The sequence below is a fragment of the Variovorax paradoxus EPS genome (assembly GCF_000184745.1).
GTDB classification, from domain to species: Bacteria; Pseudomonadota; Gammaproteobacteria; order Burkholderiales; family Burkholderiaceae_C; genus Variovorax; species Variovorax paradoxus_C.
This window is the reverse complement of the sequence record NC_014931.1, coordinates 3,629,240-3,646,898: the sequence shown is the minus strand read 5'-3', so window position 1 is coordinate 3,646,898 and position 17,659 is coordinate 3,629,240. Positions and strand designations below refer to the sequence as shown.

At 68.5% G+C, this 17,659-nt stretch carries 17 protein-coding genes and 1 riboswitch; of the genes, 12 read left to right on the top strand and 5 right to left on the bottom strand.

Annotation, left to right across the window (positions count from 1 at the left end; all coding sequences use genetic code 11):
- Positions 1 to 18: 18 nt before the first annotated feature.
- Positions 19 to 1,053, bottom strand: a complete 1,035-nt coding sequence (locus tag VARPA_RS16900) for a carbon-nitrogen hydrolase family protein (RefSeq protein ID WP_013541797.1) — start codon at positions 1,051 to 1,053, stop codon at positions 19 to 21.
- Positions 1,054 to 1,224: 171 nt separating this feature from the next.
- On the opposite strand from VARPA_RS16900, the gene VARPA_RS16895 reads away from it, so the two are divergent.
- Positions 1,225 to 2,187, top strand: coding sequence for a helix-turn-helix domain-containing protein (locus tag VARPA_RS16895; protein ID WP_013541796.1), 963 nt, complete (start codon positions 1,225 to 1,227; stop codon positions 2,185 to 2,187).
- Between the two features lie 3 nt (positions 2,188 to 2,190).
- Here the strand turns inward: VARPA_RS16895 and VARPA_RS16890 are convergent, their stop codons facing one another.
- From VARPA_RS16890 to VARPA_RS16875, 4 genes are all read right to left on the bottom strand, one after another.
- On the bottom strand, positions 2,191 to 2,616 hold the full coding sequence (locus VARPA_RS16890; RefSeq protein WP_041943720.1) for a universal stress protein: 426 nt from the start codon (positions 2,614 to 2,616) through the stop codon (positions 2,191 to 2,193).
- A gap of 66 nt (positions 2,617 to 2,682) precedes the next feature.
- Positions 2,683 to 3,504, bottom strand: coding sequence for a sulfite exporter TauE/SafE family protein (locus VARPA_RS16885; protein ID WP_041942940.1), 822 nt, complete (start codon positions 3,502 to 3,504; stop codon positions 2,683 to 2,685).
- A gap of 283 nt (positions 3,505 to 3,787) precedes the next feature.
- A complete protein-coding gene (locus VARPA_RS16880; protein WP_013541793.1) occupies positions 3,788 to 4,120 on the bottom strand; it encodes a cell division protein ZapA in 333 nt (110 codons plus the stop codon).
- Positions 4,117 to 4,341: a hypothetical protein gene (locus tag VARPA_RS16875; protein WP_013541792.1), complete on the bottom strand. Its 225-nt coding sequence runs from the start codon at positions 4,339 to 4,341 to the stop codon at positions 4,117 to 4,119. The genes VARPA_RS16880 and VARPA_RS16875 overlap by 4 nt, the downstream gene beginning before the upstream one ends.
- Before the next feature lie 187 nt (positions 4,342 to 4,528).
- Positions 4,529 to 4,796, top strand: a riboswitch (cobalamin riboswitch).
- A gap of 100 nt (positions 4,797 to 4,896) precedes the next feature.
- Between VARPA_RS16875 and VARPA_RS16870 the strand changes: the two genes are divergently transcribed.
- The 11 genes from VARPA_RS16870 to cobN are packed head-to-tail and all read left to right on the top strand — an operon-like array spanning position 4,897 to position 17,649.
- The gene (locus VARPA_RS16870; RefSeq protein ID WP_013541791.1) at positions 4,897 to 6,861 is read left to right on the top strand and encodes a TonB-dependent receptor domain-containing protein; all 1,965 of its coding nucleotides are present in this window, start codon (positions 4,897 to 4,899) and stop codon (positions 6,859 to 6,861) included.
- Positions 6,846 to 8,276: a cobyrinate a,c-diamide synthase gene (locus tag VARPA_RS16865; protein ID WP_013541790.1), complete on the top strand. Its 1,431-nt coding sequence runs from the start codon at positions 6,846 to 6,848 to the stop codon at positions 8,274 to 8,276. Before VARPA_RS16870 ends, VARPA_RS16865 begins: the two co-directional genes overlap by 16 nt.
- Positions 8,263 to 8,841, top strand: a complete 579-nt coding sequence (locus VARPA_RS16860) for a bifunctional adenosylcobinamide kinase/adenosylcobinamide-phosphate guanylyltransferase (protein WP_013541789.1) — start codon at positions 8,263 to 8,265, stop codon at positions 8,839 to 8,841. The genes VARPA_RS16865 and VARPA_RS16860 overlap by 14 nt, the downstream gene beginning before the upstream one ends.
- The gene (locus VARPA_RS16855) at positions 8,841 to 9,710 is read left to right on the top strand and encodes an ABC transporter substrate-binding protein (protein ID WP_013541788.1); all 870 of its coding nucleotides are present in this window, start codon (positions 8,841 to 8,843) and stop codon (positions 9,708 to 9,710) included. Before VARPA_RS16860 ends, VARPA_RS16855 begins: the two co-directional genes overlap by 1 nt.
- 11 nt (positions 9,711 to 9,721) lie before the next feature.
- Complete coding sequence (locus VARPA_RS16850) at positions 9,722 to 10,732, top strand: FecCD family ABC transporter permease (RefSeq protein ID WP_013541787.1); 1,011 nt, start codon at positions 9,722 to 9,724, stop codon at positions 10,730 to 10,732.
- Complete coding sequence (locus VARPA_RS16845) at positions 10,729 to 11,505, top strand: ABC transporter ATP-binding protein (RefSeq protein ID WP_013541786.1); 777 nt, start codon at positions 10,729 to 10,731, stop codon at positions 11,503 to 11,505. The genes VARPA_RS16850 and VARPA_RS16845 overlap by 4 nt, the downstream gene beginning before the upstream one ends.
- A 13-nt stretch (positions 11,506 to 11,518) precedes the next feature.
- The gene (cobO, locus tag VARPA_RS16840; protein ID WP_013541785.1) at positions 11,519 to 12,088 is read left to right on the top strand and encodes a cob(I)yrinic acid a,c-diamide adenosyltransferase; all 570 of its coding nucleotides are present in this window, start codon (positions 11,519 to 11,521) and stop codon (positions 12,086 to 12,088) included.
- Positions 12,089 to 12,093: 5 nt separating this feature from the next.
- The gene (gene bluB, locus VARPA_RS16835) at positions 12,094 to 12,789 is read left to right on the top strand and encodes a 5,6-dimethylbenzimidazole synthase (RefSeq protein WP_013541784.1); all 696 of its coding nucleotides are present in this window, start codon (positions 12,094 to 12,096) and stop codon (positions 12,787 to 12,789) included.
- Positions 12,789 to 13,262 carry a MotA/TolQ/ExbB proton channel family protein gene (locus tag VARPA_RS16830; RefSeq protein WP_013541783.1) on the top strand — a complete coding sequence of 158 codons (474 nt, stop codon included), beginning with the start codon at positions 12,789 to 12,791 and terminating at the stop codon, positions 13,260 to 13,262. Before bluB ends, VARPA_RS16830 begins: the two co-directional genes overlap by 1 nt.
- Positions 13,259 to 13,615: a DUF2149 domain-containing protein gene (locus VARPA_RS16825; RefSeq protein WP_013541782.1), complete on the top strand. Its 357-nt coding sequence runs from the start codon at positions 13,259 to 13,261 to the stop codon at positions 13,613 to 13,615. The genes VARPA_RS16830 and VARPA_RS16825 overlap by 4 nt, the downstream gene beginning before the upstream one ends.
- A complete protein-coding gene (cobN, locus tag VARPA_RS16820; RefSeq protein WP_013541781.1) occupies positions 13,612 to 17,649 on the top strand; it encodes a cobaltochelatase subunit CobN in 4,038 nt (1,345 codons plus the stop codon). The genes VARPA_RS16825 and cobN overlap by 4 nt, the downstream gene beginning before the upstream one ends.
- The last annotated feature ends 10 nt before the right edge of the window (positions 17,650 to 17,659 follow it).

Below are 17,659 nucleotides of genomic sequence, written 5' to 3'. Positions count from 1 at the left end.
GGCGTGGCTCCGGTACGGTCAGGCGGCGAGTTGCAGGCGCGGCTCGGTGCCTGCGGGCACCGCTTCGGGAGCACTGCTTTCGGGCTCGGGCGTGCGCTGAAAGACCACGGGCTCGCGCCGCGTCTTGTTGAGCAGCAATTGCGTGACATCGGGCCGCGAGTAGTGGCCGCTCGGGTCGGCGGCCGCCTTGGCGAGCGAGATCATTCCGAGGTCGATATCGGCGATCACCAGGCCTTCCTGGTCTTCGGCCAGCGGCGTGCCGAGCGGCGAACCATCGGGGGCGTAGATGCGCGCGAAGCCGCCGCCGGTGCGCAGCATCTGATGCTTGCCGGCATCGGTGCACATCAGCTCGCTCATCGCGGGCGAAACGGTGGCGCACGGCGCGATCACGAAGCACTGGCCCTCGGCCGCGTAGACCTGGCTCGCCGCGTTGTTGACCTCCGGCCCCAGGGCGTAGGCCGCGCCGCGATAGAGCGAAAAGCTGGGCCATGCGCCGCAGTGGATCTGCTCGTTCTGCGCATACATCGCGTACTTGCTCAGCGGCTGCAGATGCTCCCAGCACGAGAGCGAGCCGATGTTGCCGATGGCCGTCTCGGCCACGGCGAGGTCGGACCCGTCGCCTTCGCCGAACACGGTGCGCTCCACGTGCGTGGGCTTGAGCTTGCGGCGCGTCTGCACGGTGTGGCCCTGGTCGTCGATGAGCGCCTGCGCGATGTAGAGGCTGCCCGCCGCCTTCTCGCTGTAGCCGAGCGACACCCAGATCCTGTGCTTGCGCGCAGCGTCCTTGATGCGGTCGAATTCGGCCGAGCCGACGACCAGAGAGTTGTCGTGATACCGCTGCACGAACTGCATGCCCCAGGCAGGCGAATCGAGCCAGATCCACCACGGGTAGCCGGGCACCCAGGTCTCGGGAAAGGCGATGAGCTTCACGCCCTGGCCCGCTGCCTCGGCCATGAGATCGATGGTCTTGTCGATGGTGCCGTCGAGGTCGAGGAACACGGGCGCGGCCTGCACGGCGGCGACGCGGAGCTTGGGGTGAACGGTGGTGGGCATGGCGGGTCTCCGGAAGTGGGGTGATGAAACAACTTCGCACACCGCCAACGCGGGTTTGCGCGGTGGCATGCGGGTTGCTTGAAGCGTAGATTCGCCGCCGCGGAACGCCTTGATCCGAACTGGCGGCGTTCTTGTTCCAGCGTTGCACGCATGCGCTTTCCGGGAAACCCAATGAACCAGTTGCTCAGCACCGATGCCGTGGCGCGCGACCAGCGCCTGGCCTACTGGACCGACATGATCTGCAACGTCTACGTGCAGCTCGGGTGCGACCCGGTGCGGCCGGACGACATCGGCCGCTTCGAAGGCAGCATCCGCCAGCACTCGCTGCCCAGCCTCGATGTGTCGGTGGTCAAGTCGGGCGCGCAGAAGGTCATGCGCACGAGCGGGCACATCGCGCGCTCGGGGGACGACTATTTCCTCGTGAGCATTCAGGCGCAGGGGCGCGGCGTGGTGCGGCAGGACGGGCGCGATGCGGTGCTCTCGGCCGGCGACTTCGCGCTGTACGACAGCACGCGGCCCTACGAGCTGCTGTTCGACGACAGGTTCGAGCAGATCGTGCTCAAGCTACCTGGCGAGCGCCTGCGCAGCGAGCTGCGCGACACCGAGACGCTGACGGCCACCACGGTGTCGGGCAAGGAGGGGGCGGGGCATCTGCTGCTCGGCATGATCCGCACGCTGCGCGAAGACATCGACACGCTGCAGCCCGCATCGGCGCTGGCCGTCGCCAACGGCGTGCAGAGCATCCTCGTGGCGGGCCTGCAGACGCTGCCTGCGGCGCGTGCGCCGTCGCTCAGCAATCTGACGGCGTACCACCTTGCGCGCGTGAAGCGCTGCATCGACGAGCAACTGGCCGATCCCTCGCTGTCGGTGGGCAGCCTCGCGGCGTCGCTCGGGGTGTCGGCGAGCCACATCCATCGCGTGTTCAAGAGCGAGCCGCTGACGCCTTCGCAGTACATCTGGGAAGGCAGGCTCGAAGCCTGCAGCCGCGACCTGCTGGAGCCGCGTCTGGCGGGCAAGCCGGTGGGGGAGATCGCGTATGGACGCGGCTTCAACGATGCGGCGCATTTCAGCCGCGCGTTTCGGGAGCGCTTCGGCTGCTCGCCGCGCGAGTGGCGGCAGCAGCGGGTGCAGTAGGCCTTACTGGACCAGCAAGACCGAGATGTCGGTCTCGCCGATCACCTTGGTCGCGACGGAACCCATCAGTGCGCGTCCGAAGATGCCATGGCCGTGGGTGCCGAGCACGATCAGCTCGGCATGCGTGGCGGTGGCCGACTTCAGGATTTCCTCGGCGGGATGGCCGTGGCGCTTGTCGATCGTGTAGTTGCCGATGCCCTTCTCGGCCAGGAGCGCCTTCACCGGGTCGAGCACCTTGGCGCTTTCCTCGGCGTAGTACTCGTTCACGACCTCCTTGCTGAGGTGCCGTGTCACGTGGCCCGAGATGCCGGTGCACACGTGGACCACGATGAGCTCGTGCCCGTCCACGAACATGGTGCGGTTGGCAACGAGGTAGTCGAGCGCCTTGCGGGTGTAGGCGCTGCCATCGACGGCGATGAGGATTTTCATGAAACCGTTATACGGCTGCGTCCGGCGCATCGCAACGGGTCACACCCCCGGACCATGGGGGCTTTTTCAGCCGCGCAGGCCCTTCCAGAGCATGTAGGCGGCGAGCAGATAGAGGATGCTCGCGAACACGCGCTTGAGCTTCTTCACCGGCAGCGTGTGCGCGGCCTTGGCGCCCAGCGGTGCGGTGAACACGCTGCACACGGCAATCACCACCAGCGCCGGCAGCCAGATGTAGCCGAAGGAGCCGGTGGGCAGGCCCTGCACCGTCTGGCCGCTGATCGCATAGCCGAGCACGTTGGCCACCGCGATGGGAAAGCCCAGCGCGGCGCTCGTGGCCACCGCGTTGTGAATCGAGATGTTGCACCACGTCATGAACGGCACGCTGATGAAGCCGCCGCCCGCGCCTACCAGGCCCGAGATGAAGCCGATCACGCCGCCGCCCGCGAGTTGGCCTGCGGTGCCCGGCATCTGGCGCGTGGGCTTGGGTTTCTTGTCGAGGAACATCTGCGTGGCCGAGAAGCCGACGAACAGCGCGAAGAAGATGGCGAGCGCCGTGCCCTTGAGCAGTGCGAACACGCCCAGGCTCCCGGCCAGGCTGCCGATCACGATGCCGGGCGCGAGGCGCTTGACGATGTCCCATCGCACCGCGCCGCGCTTGTGGTGCGCGCGCACGCTGGAGACCGAAGTGAAGATGATCGTGGCCATCGAGGTGGCGATCGCCATCTTCACCGCGAGGTCGGACGACACGCCGCGGTGGCCCATGATGATCGTGATGAACGGCACCATCAGCATGCCGCCGCCGATGCCCAGGAGCCCCGCGAGAAAGCCGGTACCCAGGCCGAGTGCGGCAAGTTCAAGAATCAGGAGGGGGTCGAGGAATTCGGTCACGCTGCGGGTCTTCGGACAAAGCAACGGCCCCGAGCAGTGTGTGCTGGGGGCCGTGCCGGATAGAAAAAGGTGTCTGCAAGTGGGCGCCGAACCCGCATCCTGAACCAGGGTTCAGGTGGGCGAGGGCAGCAAGACTTCGGGTTCATCTGACGCGAGATGATCACGCCCGTCAAGCGATGTACCAAGCCCGGCTCCGGAGAGCATTGGAACAAGGAAATATTAAGCCCGACGCGCACCGCAGACAGTTCGGATTTTACGCTCCGTATGAGTCCATGGTGTTCATTCAGAGCAAATGACCATCGCCGGCCAGCGCTTGATCGAGCTTTTGAATGAGCTGGGCGGCCTTGGCATCGACTTCACCGGGCTCGGTCGTGGCAGGCGCGGGCGTTGCAGCGGGCGCGGCAACCGCTGCCGCTTGCTGCGCCGCGAGGTCGAAGGCGAGGTTCAGCGAAGCCAGCACCGCGATGCGATCGCGTGCCTTAACTTTTCCTGCATCGCGGATCTTGCACATGGCGGCGTCCACGCGTTCGACCGCATCGCGCAGTTGCGGCTCGCCGCCGTCGGGACAGCCGAGCAAATAGCTCTGGCCCATGATCTGTACTTCTATCTGCTTCATGCGGTGGAGTCTTCGGGAGGTGGTTCAGCCGGCAGCCGCTCGAGCAGTGCATCCAGGCGCGTGCGTGCCGCGGCGAGCCGCGACTTGAGCCCGTCGCGTTCGCGCACGAGCGCATCGACCTGTTCCTGGAGCAGCGCATTGGTGCGCTGTACCTCTTCGTGACGCACGAGCAAGCGTTCCACACGCTCGGCGATCTGATCGATGGGGCTGGAGGCGGGCATGGTTGGCGATTGTAGTTTCCCGGGGGAGGCGGTCCGCTGGCAGTCAGCGTGGCGCCTGGCTTCTTCCTGGCGGCGATTCTGCGGCCTGCGCCCGAGGGTTCCAAATTTTCGGCGGAGATGGGTGCAGAGATGGACAGAGGTGCGACGGCGGCGCCACAACTTTCGACTTAGCGCATCCGCCGCAGGGCCTAAAATCCCGCCCGTTGGTGCTCGCGCCGTGGTTCGCACGGTGCAGTTCAACGGGAAGCAGGAGTGAACGCCCCGAGAGATCCGGAAGCCGGACATCGGATCAAGGCCGAAGCCGCCTGCGCTGCCCCCGCAACGGTCAAGCAGACGGCGCCGCAAGGCGTCACCCCTTTCCATCCAGCCACTGGGCGCCCTGAAACAGGTGCCTGGGAAGGCGGCAAGGGGCCGTTCTGCCAGCCCGGATACCGGCCAACAAGGCGGCTGCCGCATGCACGAACGAATAAACCGGTTCATGCCCGCGGCGGTCATTGCGCCCAGGGCGCCGGCGGGGAGGCCGGCCAGGGGCATTGACGTTCGTTCGGCTCACTCATGATTTCCTGTGTTTTCAATTCCCGCGCCTCTCGCGGTCGCGCGCCTGCGCCCATTCGCCATCGCGGCCTCGCCTGCCTGCCGCTTGCGCTGGCCTCGGCCTTCGGCGGCCTCGCACTGATCCAGTTGCCCACGCTTGCGCACGCGCAGGAAAAGGCAGCAGCAGCCACGCTGGGCGAAACGGTGGTCACGGCCAACCGCACGCCGCAGCCGCTGTCGGACCTGGTGGGCGACGTGTCCATCATCGATCGCCAGGCCATCGAGCGCAGCGGCGCGACCGGCGTGGCCGACGTGCTGGCCCGCCAGCCCGGCATCGAGATCACGCGCAACGGCGGCGTGGGCAACAACACCAGCCTCTACATCCGCGGGGCCGAGACGCGCTTCACGGCTGTCTACCTGGACGGTGTGCGCATCGACTCGCAATCGACCGGCGGCGCTGGCTGGGAAGGCATTCCGCTCGCTCAGATCGACCGCATCGAAGTGCTGCGCGGCCCGGCCGCCGCGGTTTATGGCTCCGACGCCATCGGTGGCGTGATCCAGCTCTTCACCAAGCGCGGCGAAGAGGGCGTGTCGCCCTACGCGGGCGTCGGTTTCGGCAGCCACGGCCTGCGCAAGATCGAAGGCGGCGTGAGCGGCAAGTCGGGCCTGCTCGACTATTCGTTCGGCGTCGCGCACGAAGAGAGCAAGGGTTTCAACGTGCAGCCCGCCGACAAGCGCACGCCCTCGAAGGACGGCTTCACCAGCCCCGACCGCGACGGCTACCGCAGCACCTCGGGCAACCTGAAGCTGGGCTTGCAGATCACGCCCGACCAGCGCATCGACGCCACCTTGCTCCAGAGCAGCGTCGAAGCCGGCTACGACGCCTCGGTCAGCTTCAGGACCCGGCCGCCGATCCGATTCAGGAACGACGTCTCGGACAACACGCTGCGCACCGCCGGCCTCACCTGGTCGGCCAAGTGGAACGACATCTACAGCACCCGCGTGCAGGTGACCGACTCGCAATCGGTCTACAAGACGCAGCCTTCGTTCTACCGCACCGAAACCAACCTGCGCGGCTACCTGTTCCAGAACGAATTCCGCTTCGGCCCGCACCTGGTGACCGCCACGCTGGAGCGCCGCGAAGACGCGCTCGAAAACGCACCCACCACCTCGGCCAAGCTGTTCTCGCAAGACCGCTCGCAGAACGCGCTCGCGCTCGGCTACGGCTTCGTGCAGGGCCCGCATTCGCTGCAGCTGCATGTGCGCCGCGACAAGGACAGCGAGTTCGGCGGCAAGACCACCGGCAGCGCCGCCTACGGCTTCGCCATCCTGCCGTCGCTGCGCTTCACCGCCTCGGCCGGCACCGCCTTCCGCGTGCCCACGCTCTACCAGCGCTTCAGCGAATACGGCGTGGCCACGCTGCAGCCCGAAGACAGCCGCAACCTCGAGCTGGGCCTGAACTACGCCAAGGACGGCACCACCGCCGGCATCGTGGTGTACCGCAACCGCGTGCGCAACCTGATCAACTTCGTGGGCACCGCCACGGGCTGCGCCTCGACCTTCGGCTGCTACACCAACGTGGCCCGCGCCACCCTGCAGGGCGCGACGCTCTCGGCCAGCCAGCGCATCGGCGACGTCACGCTGCGTGCCTCGTTCGACGTGCAGGACCCCAAGGACACCGAGACCGGCAACCTGCTCGCACGCCGCGCCAAGCGCCACGGCACGCTGGGCGCTGACTGGCGCGTGGCCGGCTGGACGCTGGGCGCCGAAGTGCAGGCCTCGAGCCAGCGCTACGACGACGCGGCCAACAAGATCAAGCTCGGCGGCTATACGCTGCTGAACCTGTCGGCCAGCACGCAGATCGCACGGGACCTGAACCTCATCGCCCGCATCGACAATGTCGGCGACAAGGACTACCAGTACGCACGCCTCTACGCCAACGGGGGCCGCACCGCCTACCTCGGCCTCAAGTGGACACCGCAGTAAACGACCTTTCGCGACGACGCGACGGCATCGCAGCCACCTGTGCCGCGGTGCTGATCGCCGCGCCCGCCTCGGGGCAGGGCAAGACCACGGTGGCCGCTGCGCTCGCGCGGCTGCATGCGCGGCAAGGCCGGCGGGTGCGGGCCTTCAAGTGCGGGCCGGACTTTCTCGATCCGCACTGGCTCGCGCTCGCCACCGGCGCGCCGGTGCATTCGCTGGACCTGTGGATGACGGGCGAGGCCGACTGCCGGGCGCGCCTGCACGCCGCAGCGGACGAGGCCGATCTCGTGATCGTCGAAGGCGTGATGGGTTTGTTCGACGGCACGCCGAGCGCGGCCGACCTCGCGGAGCGCCTCGGCCTGCCGGTGCTGGCCGTGATCGATGCGCACGCCATGGCCGGCACCTTCGGGGCGCTGGCCTACGGATTACAGAACTTCAAGCCCGGCCTGCCGTGGGCCGGCGTGCTGGCCAATCGCGTGGCGAGCGAGCGGCACGCGGGCATGCTGAAGGACGCGTTGCGCGAACCTTCGCAATGGATGGGCGCCTTGCCGCGCGATGCAAGGTTCACCTTGCCCGAACGGCACCTGGGCCTCGTCGGCGCGAATGAACTCGACGACGCGATGGCGCGGCTCGATGCGGCCGCCGATGTGCTGGCCGACACGCCGCTGGGCCAGTTGCCGGTCTCGCAGTTGCCGCAGGTGCGTTTCGATCCGGTCACAACAGATGACGAAGGCACGCCGCAATTGCTGGCGGGCCGCACCATCGCCATCGCGCGCGACGCGGCGTTCTCCTTCATCTACCCCGCCAACCTCGATGTGCTCTCGGCACTCGGTGCGCGGCTTTCGTTCTTCTCGCCGCTGGCGGGCGATGCGTTGCCGGCCAGCGATGCCGTCTGGCTCCCGGGCGGCTATCCCGAACTGCATGCCGAAGCCCTGTCGGCGAACGAATCGATGCACGCCTCCCTGGCTGCGCACGTCGCCGCAGGCAAGCCCGTGTGGGCCGAGTGCGGCGGAATGATGGCGCTGTTCGACGAGCTGGCCACCCACACCGATGAAGAACAGTCGCAGGTCCACCGCCTCTGGGGCCTGCTCCCCGGCCGCGTGACCATGCAGAAGCGCCTTGCCGGCCTTGGCCCCCAGCAACTCCAGTTGGGAAGCCAAACCCTGCGCGGTCACACCTTTCACTATTCGCGCTGCGAAACGCCGCTCGCGCCGTTCGCCCACACCGCGCGGCCCGGCGCCACGCAGCCCGTGGGCGCGCGCGGCGGCGAAGCCTTCTATGTGCATGGCCCGGTGCGGGCCAGCTATTTCCACGCATGGTTCGCCTCCAGCCCGGAAGCGACGGCGCGGCTCTTCGGGGCCGTGCCGATCGAGCTGGGCAACGATGCCGCAAACGGAGCAATCGATGACCGTTGTTGAGCACGAATTCATCCTCGGCGGCCAGAAGAGCGGCAAGTCGCGCCGCGCCGAGCAGCGCGCCATCGAGTGGCTCGCCGCCGTGCCCGGCACGCACCGCGCCGTGCTGATCGCCACCGCCCAGGCCCATGACGACGAGATGCAGGAGCGCATCGTGCGCCACCAGGCCGACCGCGCAGAGCGCGTGCCCGGCATGCGGACCATCGAGGAGCCGGTCGAACTCGCGCGCGCCATCGTCACGCAGAGCGCGCCCGAGACGCTGGTGGTGATCGATTGCCTCACGCTCTGGCTCACCAACCTGTTGATGCCGCTGCGCGCCGAAGCCGCACGGCCGACGACGCGCACGCCTTCGGCGCACATCGCCATGCTGCAGATCGCGCTGCGCGAGGCGCGCGGACCGGTGGTGCTGGTCGGCAACGAGATCGGCCTTGGCGTCATTCCACTCGGCCGAGAAACGCGCGCCTTCGTCGATGCCCTGGGTCGCCTGAACCAGGACGTGGCCGCCGCATGCAGCCGCGTGACGCTGATGGCCGCCGGCCTGCCGTTGAGCCTGAAGGCACCCGCCTGATGAAACTGCTCCGAATTTCATCGATGTTTGCCGCCATCGGCCTGTCGCTGTGCGCGCTTGCCGCGCACGCCTTCGACGTGGTCGACGAACGCGGCACCACCGTGAGTCTGTCGCAGCCGCCGCAGCGCATCGTCTCGCTCTTGCCGTCGCTCACCGAATCCGTTTGCGCGCTCGGCGCCTGCGAGCGGCTCGTGGGCGTGGACAACTATTCCAACTCGCCGGCCGCGGTGCGCGCCTTGCCGCAGATGGGCGGCGGCATCGACCCCAACGTGGAGGCCATCGTCGCGCTCAGGCCCGACGTGGTGCTGCTGGCCAAGTCGTCGCGCGTCACGCAGCGGCTCGAGGCGCTCGGCCTCAAGGTGCTGGTGCTCGAACCCAAGAGCCATGCCGACGTGCAGCGCGTGCTCGGCAAGCTCGACCAGGTGCTCGGCACGCACGAGGCGCCGCGCGTGTGGCGCCTGATCGATGCGAGCGTGTCGGCTGCGGCGCAGTCGGTGCCCGCGAGCGCGCGGGGCAAGCGCGTGTACTTCGAGGTCAACAGCACGCCTTATGCGGCGGGCGAGTCGTCGTTCATCGGCGAAACGCTCACACGGCTGGGCATGAAGAACATCGTGCCGGCGAAGCTCGGGCCCTTTCCGAAGCTCAACCCCGAGTACGTGGTGCGCGCGAATCCCGACCTCATCATGGTCAGCGTGCGCAGCGCGCAGGGGCTGGAACAGCGTCCCGGTTGGGGCGGCATTCGCGCGGTGCGCGAAGGGCGCATCTGTCGCTTCGACGCGCTGCAGTCCGACGTGCTCGTGCGCCCCGGCCCGCGCATGGACGAAGCGGCACGCTTGATGGCGCAATGCCTGGTGGACAAAGGCAAGTGAACGCCGCGCGCATGCATACCGCACACCTGCGCCGCGTCGTGCTGCTCGGCGCGGCCTTGCTGGTGCTGGGCGTCGCGCTGCTGCTGTTTGGCCTCGGCATCGGCAGCACCGGCTTCGAGAGCCTGCTGGCCGCGCGGCACGACCCGGTCGCGTTGCAGATCGTCTGGGACATCCGCCTGCCGCGCACGCTCGGCGCGTGGCTTGCAGGCGCGCTGCTCGGGCTTGCCGGCGCGGTGGCGCAGGGGCTGTTCCGCAATCCGCTGGCCGATCCTTATCTGCTCGGCAGCGCCTCGGGCGCATCGCTGGGCGTGGCGGTGGCGCTGATGCTTTTCGGCGGCTCGGCCGCGAGCACGCAATGGGTGATGCGCCTTGGGCTCACGGGCGCGGCCTTCATCGGCGCCGTGCTCGCGGTGCTGCTCACGCTGACGCTGGCACGCGGTGTGCAGCAGACGCTGCGGCTCTTGCTCGCGGGCGTGATCGTCGGCGTGGTGCTCGGTGCCGCGAAAGACCTGATCACCATCGCCTCGGCGGACATCCTGCAGGCCATCCAGGGCTTCATCCTCGGCAGCACCGGCCTGGTCGGCTGGAGCGCCTGTGCCGTGATGGGCGCGGTGTGCGCGGTGTGCCTGCTGGCGGCATGGGCGCTCGCGCCGGTGCTCGACGGGTTGGCGCTCGGCGAGGCGACTGCCCGCAGCCTCGGCCTGCCGCTCGGCGCCATGCGCGCGGCGCTGGTCGTGGTGCTTGCCCTGGCGACTGGCGCGGCGGTCGCGCAGACTGGCCTGATCGCCTTCGTCGGTCTCGCGGCGCCGCACCTCGTGCGCTCGGTCGTCAAGACCACGCATGCGCGGCTGATCGTGCTTGCCGCGCTGATGGGCGGCCTGCTGTTGATGGCGGCCGACCTGCTGGCGCGGTGGCTCATCGCGCCGCAGGAACTGCCGGTGGGCGTGCTCACCGCGGTGCTCGGCGGCAGTTACCTGCTGTGGCTCATGCACCGACGCAGCGTGCGTGGAGGTTTGTCATGAGCGGCACACCGGCCATCGAAGCGCGCCGCGTCAGCGCCACGCTCGGCACGACCGAGGTGCTGCACGGCATCGACCTCGCGCTCTCGTCCGCCCGCTGGACCAGCATCGTCGGCCCGAACGGTGCGGGCAAGTCGACATTGCTGAAGGCGCTTGCGGGCCTTCTCGCGCATCGGGGCGAAGTGCGGTTGTTCGGCGAGGCGCAGGGAAAGATCCCGGCCCGCATCCGCGCGCAGCGGCTCTCGTGGCTCGGCCAGAGCGGCACGGGCGAGGCGAGCGCCGACGACCTCATGGTCTACGACGTCGCCATGCTTGGCCGCCTGCCGCACCAGCGCTGGCTCGCTGCCCCGAGCGCGGCCGACCGCGAAGCCGTGGAGCGGGCCCTGCGCAGCACGCAGGCCTGGGATTGGCGCGACCGCCCGCTCGGCCAGCTCTCGGGCGGTGAACGCCAGCGCGTGCTGCTCGCCCGCGCGCTTGCGGTCGAGGCCCAGGTGCTGCTGATGGACGAGCCGCTGGCCAACCTCGACCCGCCGCACCAGGCCGACTGGATGCAGACCGCCCGCACGCTCGTGGCCCAAGGCCGCACCGTGGTCAGCGTGCTGCACGAATTGCCGATGGCACTGGCCGCCGACGAAATGGTCGTGATGGACAAGGGCCGCGTGGTGCATCACGGCGGCTGCGACGACCCGGCCACCCACACCGCGCTCGAACAGGTGTTCGACCACCGCATCCGCGTGCACCGCGTGGCGGACCAGTGGATCGCACTGCCGAAATAAGGAACACACACCTATGCAGATCGAAACTCCCCCCAGCGAAAAGCCCTACGAGAAGCCCGAGGGCGAACGCCGCGGCATCGTCATCGTCAACACCGGCGACGGCAAGGGCAAGAGCACGGCCGCCTTCGGCCTCGCGCTGCGCGCCCATGGCCGCGGCAAGGCCGTGAAGATCTACCAGTTCATGAAGGTGCCCTCGGCGCGCTTCGGCGAACACCGCATGTTCGAGCAGATCGGCATCCCGATCGAAGGGCTCGGCGACGGGTTCAGCTGGAAGAGCCAGGACCTCGAACGCTCGGGGCAGCTTGCGCGCGACGGGTGGGAGAAGGCGAAGGCGGCGATCCTGTCGGGCGAATTTTTCCTCGTGGTGCTCGACGAGATCACCTATCCGCTGATCTACGGCTGGCTGCCGCTCGAAGGCGTGCTGGAGACGTTGCGCGCGCGGCCCAAGCATGTGCATGTGGCGCTCACGGGTCGCCGCTGCCCGCCCGAGATCATCGAGTTGGCCGACACCGTGACCGAGATGACGATGGTCAAGCACGCGTTCAAGGCCGGCATCCCGGCGCAGCGCGGCATCGAGGATTGAGCGCGATGGCGCAGGAGCAGCACGCATTCGCTGCCGATGAGGTGAGGGCGGTCTATCGCGCCATCCGCGAGCGTCGCGACATGCGGCACTTCGCGGGTGGAGAGGTTGCGCCCGAGGTGCTGCAGAGGCTGCTCGAAGCGGCGCACCACGCGCCCAGCGTCGGGTTCATGCAGCCATGGCGATTCATCCGCATCCGCGATGCTGCGTTGCGCCGGCGCCTGCACGACGCGGTCGAGCGCGAACGCGTGCTCACGGCGTGTGCCCTCGGCGAGCGTGAAGACGAGTTCATGCGCCTCAAGGTGCAGGGCCTGCTCGATGCGGCCGAGCTGCTGGCCGTGTCGCTCGCCGACGACCGCGACAAGCATGTGTTCGGCCGCCGCACCCTGCCGCAGATGGACCTCGCTTCGGCCTCCTGTGCCATCCAGAACCTCTGGCTCGCTGCACGCGCCGAAGGTTTGGGCATGGGATGGGTGTCGCTGTTCGATCCGGTCGAACTGAGCACCTTGCTCGGCCTGCCCGAAGGCGCCGAGCCCATCGCCTTGCTGTGCCTCGGCCCGGTCCATGATTTCTACGAAGAGCCGATGCTGCAGCGCGAACGCTGGGCCAAGCGCGAGCCGCTTTCGGCGCTGGTGTTCGATGAATGCTGGGGCCAGCCGTCGAACCTGTTTTTTCCCATTCCGTCTTCCGTGGAACCTGCCTGATGCTGGCCTTCGATACCGTTCTCTTCGAACTCGCGCGCCTGTTCCTCTGGCCCGTGACGCTCGGCGTGCTGCTGTCTTTTGTCTATGCGGTGTATTGCCTCGGCGCCTTCGGCATCGAATACCTGCAGCGCCGCCGCGACCCGTCGCGGGTGCTGGCGCTGCAGCGCCACGCCGATGCGAGCCAGGAGCAGATGGAGCTGGTGGTTCTGAAGCAACTCGAAGGCGTGCGCCTGTGCAGCCGCGTGGCGCCGATGCTCGGGCTGATCGCCACGATGATCCCGATGGGGCCGGCACTCGTTGCCGTGGCCTCGGGCGAATCGCAGGGCGTGGCGCAGAGCCTTGCGCCCGCGTTCGCGGCGGTGATCGTCGCGCTGGCTTCGGCCTCGATCACCTTCGTGGTCTACACGGTGCGCCGGCGCTGGCTGATGCGCGAGCTGGTGACGGTGCTCGATGCGCGGGATCGGCTTTTATGACTCGCAGGCAGTTCTCGATCCTGAGCAGCCTGGACAGCGATGACGACGACCCGGTGCTCTCCACCATCAACCTGATCGACGTGTTCATGGTGGTCATCGGCATGCTGATGATCGCGGTCATCAACAACCCGATGAACCCGTTCGCGCAGGACAAGGTCACGGTCATCCGCAACGAGGGCAAGCCGGACATGGAGATCATCACGCGCGAGGGGCAGAAGCTCACGCGCTTCAAGGCCAGCGGTGCGACGGGGCAGGGCGATGGCGAGAAGGCCGGCACGGCCTGGCGGCTGAAGGACGGCACGATGGTCTATGTGCCGGCCGATGCGGTGCCTGCGGCGCAGGGCGGGAAGTGACGCGGTTTCTTGTAGCACTCCTGTGGATGGTGCTGGCGTTCTGTGCGCACGCCGAGCCGGACGAGCCTTCGCGCATCGTGGTGCTGAGCACGTCGCTGGTGTCACCGGCGCGCGTGGTGCGGCTGCAAGAAGCGGCGCATGAGGTGGGCTTGCCGCTCCAAGTGGTGTCGGCTGCGAAGGATTCGCCTGAGGCGCTGGCTGCGGCACTCAGCGGTGCGCGGCTGCTGGTGATCGACGCGCCGCACATCAGCGTGGCGCAGGCCGCGGCGGCGCGATTCGGCGATGTTGTTTCTCGCAGTGCCGTGCCGTATGTGTTGATCGGCGAGTTCGCGCTCGTCGCCAAGGGGCAAGCCTCCAACGCAGCGCCGCTCGCTGCCGAGCGCGGCGTCGATGCGGTTTGGGCACAGCGGCTGCGCGAGTACTGGCGGTTCGCGGGCACGGTCAACCTCAAGTCGGCGATGAAGGCGCTGGCCCAGATCGACGATGTGAATGGCCTGCCGCCGCCCGTGCCGACGCCGCTCTCGGGCTTCTATCACCCACGTTGGACGCGCATCGAGACCGACATCGCGGCGGCGGACCGACTGGCTGGCACCGCAGGAACCGTCGCCATTGCCGTCAACAGCGCCACCGTCACGGGCGACGACACCGGCTGGCTGGACCAATTGATCGGCGCGCTCGAACAACGCGGCCTGCGCGCCTACGCTTTCTACGGCCCGCGCCAGCAGAAGGACCTGTTCTTTCGCATGACGCATGCGGCCGGTGGAGAAGGGCGACGCGTGGCCGACCTGATCGTCAACGCCTCGCTGGTCTTCACGCCGAACGAGCGCAAGGCCGATCTCGAACGCATCGGCGTGCCGGTGCTGCAGACGCTGCCGTCGCTCGCCATGGACGCCAGGCAGTGGGCCGAGAGCAAGGACGGCCTCGCGCAGACCGACATTGCCGCCTACTACAGCCCGAGCGAGCTGGCCGGCATGACCGACCCGATGCTCGTGAGCGCACGCGATGCCGCCACCGGCACGCTGCAGCCGCTGCCCGCGCAGATCGACGCCGTGGCTGGCAAGGCAGCCGCACTGCTGCGCCTGCAGCGCACGCCGACCGCGGACCGGCGCGTCGCGATGCTGGTCTACAACTACCCGCCGGGCGAGGCGAACTTCGGCGCGTCGTTTCTCAACGTGCCGCGCAGCGTGAACAACATGCTGGCGGCGATGCAGTCGGCGGGTTACCGCACCGAGATACCCGGTGCGGACGCGCTCATCGCGCAGGTGCAGGCGACGATGAAGGCGTACTACCCGGTCGATGGCGTCGATGCGTTGCAGCCGCTGCTCGGCAAGGGGCTGGCCGATTCGCTGCCACTGGCGCGCTATGTCGCATGGTTTCGAGCGCTGCCTGCGGAGACGCAGCGCCGCATCGAGACCTACTGGGGACCGCCCGAGAAATCGACCATGCTGCGGCCGGTCGCGGGCGAGCCGGCCTTCGTCATCCCGCGCGTGCAGTTCGGCAACGTCGTCGTGCTGCGCCAGCCGCCGCGCTTCGAGCCCGGCACGCAGGTGGCGGGCAAGGCCGAGCAGGTCTATCACCGCTCGGCGATTCCGCTCGGCCACAGCTATCTGGCGACCTACCTCTGGCTTCGCACGCAGTTCGGCGCCAGCGCGGTCGTGCATGTCGGCACGCACGGCACGGTCGAATGGTCGGCGGGCAAGGAGCGCGGGCTCTCGGTGCAGGACGATCCGCTGCTCGCGCTCGGCGACCTGCCGAATGTCTACCCGTACATCATGGACAACCTCGGCGAAGCCACCACCGCCAAGCGCCGCGGCCGCGCGACGATGGTGAGCCATTCGACGCCGATGTTCGCGCCCGCGGGCTTTCGCCCCGGCGTGCAGGCGATGCACGATCGCATGCACGATTGGGAGACGCTGTCGCTCGGGCCGGTGAAGGCCGCGATGGAAAAGCAGCTCACCGCGGAGTTCGTAGAGCAGCACTACGACCGCGACCTGAAATGGACGCCCGCGCGCATTCGCGCCGACTTCACGGGCTTCATCGCCGTGCTGCATCCGTACCTCGACGAACTAGCGCTGACCGCGCAGCCGCTGGGCTTGGCGACCTTCGGGCAGGCGCCGGATGCGGAGCGGCGCCGCATGACGATCCTGCAGATCCTCGGCAAGCCCTTGGCCGAGGCGCTGGGCGAAGACGTCCATGAAGCCTTCCTCATCGACGCGAAGAACATCGCGGCGTCGCGTCCGGCGCGATGGATCGAAGTGGCGCTCGAGGATGCCGAAGCCGCGAGCGCGATGGGCGCGGATGCCGCGAAGGCCGAAGCACTGCGAACCATGGCCGAGCGCGCTCAAAAGATCGACGCCGCACTCGCCCACAACGAAGAAATCGAAGGCCTGCTCACTGCCCTCGATGGCCGCTACCTCAAGGCCAGCTACGGCGGCGACCCGGTGCGCAACCCCGACAGCCTGCCGACCGGCCGCAACCTCTACGGCTTCGACCCGAGCCGCGTGCCGACGCGCACCGCGTGGGACGTCGGCGTCGCCGCGATGGATGCGTGGATCGCCGAGCACGCCAAGGCCCACGCCGGGAAGCCGCCCGAGAAGATTGCTTTCACGCTCTGGGCCGGCGAAGCCTCGCGCCATCAAGGTGTGTTGGAGAGCCAGGCTTTCTACGCGATGGGCGTGAAGCCGCGCTGGGACGAGGCAAGGCGCATCGCGGGCATCGAGGTGCTGCCCGCGTCGGTGCTGAGACGGCCGCGCATGGACGTGCTGATCAGCGTTACCGGTTCGTACCGCGACCAGTTCCCGAACGTGATGCGTTGGCTCGACGAGGCGGTGCAGCAGGTGGCTGCCCTGAACGAGCCTGGCAATGCGGTCGCGCAGCACAGCGAGGCGCTGGCCCGCAAGCTGCGCGCGGAAGGCGCGACGCCGGCCGAGGCGAAGCGCTGGTCGACCGCGCGCGTGTTCTCGAACGAGCAGGGCAGCTACGGCGCCGGGCTCGAAGAAGCTGCGCTCGCCAGCGACGTGTGGACTTCGCAGCGGCGCGGCGGCGGCGATGCGCAGATGGCGCAGCTCTACATGGACCGCATGGGCCACGCCTATGGTCAGGGGCTTGACGGCGCCCGGCGACCCGGTGCCTACGCGGGCAATCTCGCGCAGGTCGATGCGGCGCTGATGGCGCGCACGTCGAATCTCTACGGCGTGCTCACCAACGACGACCCGTTCCAGTACCTGGGCGGCATTGCGCAGGCCGTGCGGCAACTCACCGGCAAGGACCCCGCGCTGTACGTGCAGAACCTGCGCGACGCCGGCACGGTGCGCACCGACACGGCCGCCGGCGCCATCGCCCGCGAAATGCAGACGCGCTATCTGCACCCGCAATGGATCGCCGCGCAGAAGGCCGAGGGCTACAGCGGCACGCTGCAGGTGCTCAAGACCGCGCAGTTCCTCTGGGGCTGGCAGGTCACCGCGCCCGGCACCGTGCGGCAGGACCAGTGGCAGTCGCTGCACGACGTGTATGTGCGCGACCGGTACAAGCTGGGCACGCGCGAATGGCTGGAAGGCGACAACCGCGCCGCCTTCGCGCAGACGCTGGAGCGCATGCTCGATGCGGTGCGCTTGAACTACTGGAAGCCCGATGACGCGACTCGGCGCGAGCTGGCGAAGGCTTACGCCGAGGCCGTGCGCGCTACGGGCCTGCGCGAGCGCAATACGGGGGTGCAGCGCTTCGTGCAGGCGGAACTGGCGCCGCGGGTTGCAGCGCCGGTGGAAGTGCAGAAGGCGCCTGCAGCGGCGCCGGCCCCCACGCCTTCGCCGGCACCGGCAGCACCCGATAAGCCCACATCCGTGAGCGACGACAGCGCTCAGCCCGTGACCGGCCTCAAGCTCGATCCCACGCCCGACGAGGCACCGCCACCGAAGGCCGAGACCGTGGTGCTCCGCCTCTGGGTCGCCTTCGGTGCCGCGCTGCTTGTCGCACTCGGCGCCTTCGCGCAGTGGCGGCGCGGCCGGGCGCGAGACCCGGCTGCCACCACTGCCTGATTCGCGAGAA

Excerpts from the sequence above, each read along its gene's own strand:
- VARPA_RS16900 (WP_013541797.1), bottom strand. The coding sequence starts at position 1,053 with ATGCCCACCACCGTTCACCCCAAGCTCCGCGTCGCCGCCGTGCAGGCC.
- VARPA_RS16895 (WP_013541796.1), top strand. The coding sequence starts at position 1,225 with ATGAACCAGTTGCTCAGCACCGATGCCGTGGCGCGCGACCAGCGCCTG.
- VARPA_RS16890 (WP_041943720.1), bottom strand. The coding sequence starts at position 2,616 with ATGAAAATCCTCATCGCCGTCGATGGCAGCGCCTACACCCGCAAGGCG.
- VARPA_RS16880 (WP_013541793.1), bottom strand. The coding sequence starts at position 4,120 with ATGAAGCAGATAGAAGTACAGATCATGGGCCAGAGCTATTTGCTCGGC.
- VARPA_RS16875 (WP_013541792.1), bottom strand. The coding sequence starts at position 4,341 with ATGCCCGCCTCCAGCCCCATCGATCAGATCGCCGAGCGTGTGGAACGC.
- VARPA_RS16870 (WP_013541791.1), top strand. The coding sequence starts at position 4,897 with ATGATTTCCTGTGTTTTCAATTCCCGCGCCTCTCGCGGTCGCGCGCCT.
- VARPA_RS16860 (WP_013541789.1), top strand. The coding sequence starts at position 8,263 with ATGACCGTTGTTGAGCACGAATTCATCCTCGGCGGCCAGAAGAGCGGC.
- VARPA_RS16855 (WP_013541788.1), top strand. The coding sequence starts at position 8,841 with ATGAAACTGCTCCGAATTTCATCGATGTTTGCCGCCATCGGCCTGTCG.
- VARPA_RS16850 (WP_013541787.1), top strand. The coding sequence starts at position 9,722 with ATGCATACCGCACACCTGCGCCGCGTCGTGCTGCTCGGCGCGGCCTTG.
- VARPA_RS16845 (WP_013541786.1), top strand. The coding sequence starts at position 10,729 with ATGAGCGGCACACCGGCCATCGAAGCGCGCCGCGTCAGCGCCACGCTC.
- cobO (WP_013541785.1), top strand. The coding sequence starts at position 11,519 with ATGCAGATCGAAACTCCCCCCAGCGAAAAGCCCTACGAGAAGCCCGAG.
- bluB (WP_013541784.1), top strand. The coding sequence starts at position 12,094 with ATGGCGCAGGAGCAGCACGCATTCGCTGCCGATGAGGTGAGGGCGGTC.
- VARPA_RS16830 (WP_013541783.1), top strand. The coding sequence starts at position 12,789 with ATGCTGGCCTTCGATACCGTTCTCTTCGAACTCGCGCGCCTGTTCCTC.
- VARPA_RS16825 (WP_013541782.1), top strand. The coding sequence starts at position 13,259 with ATGACTCGCAGGCAGTTCTCGATCCTGAGCAGCCTGGACAGCGATGAC.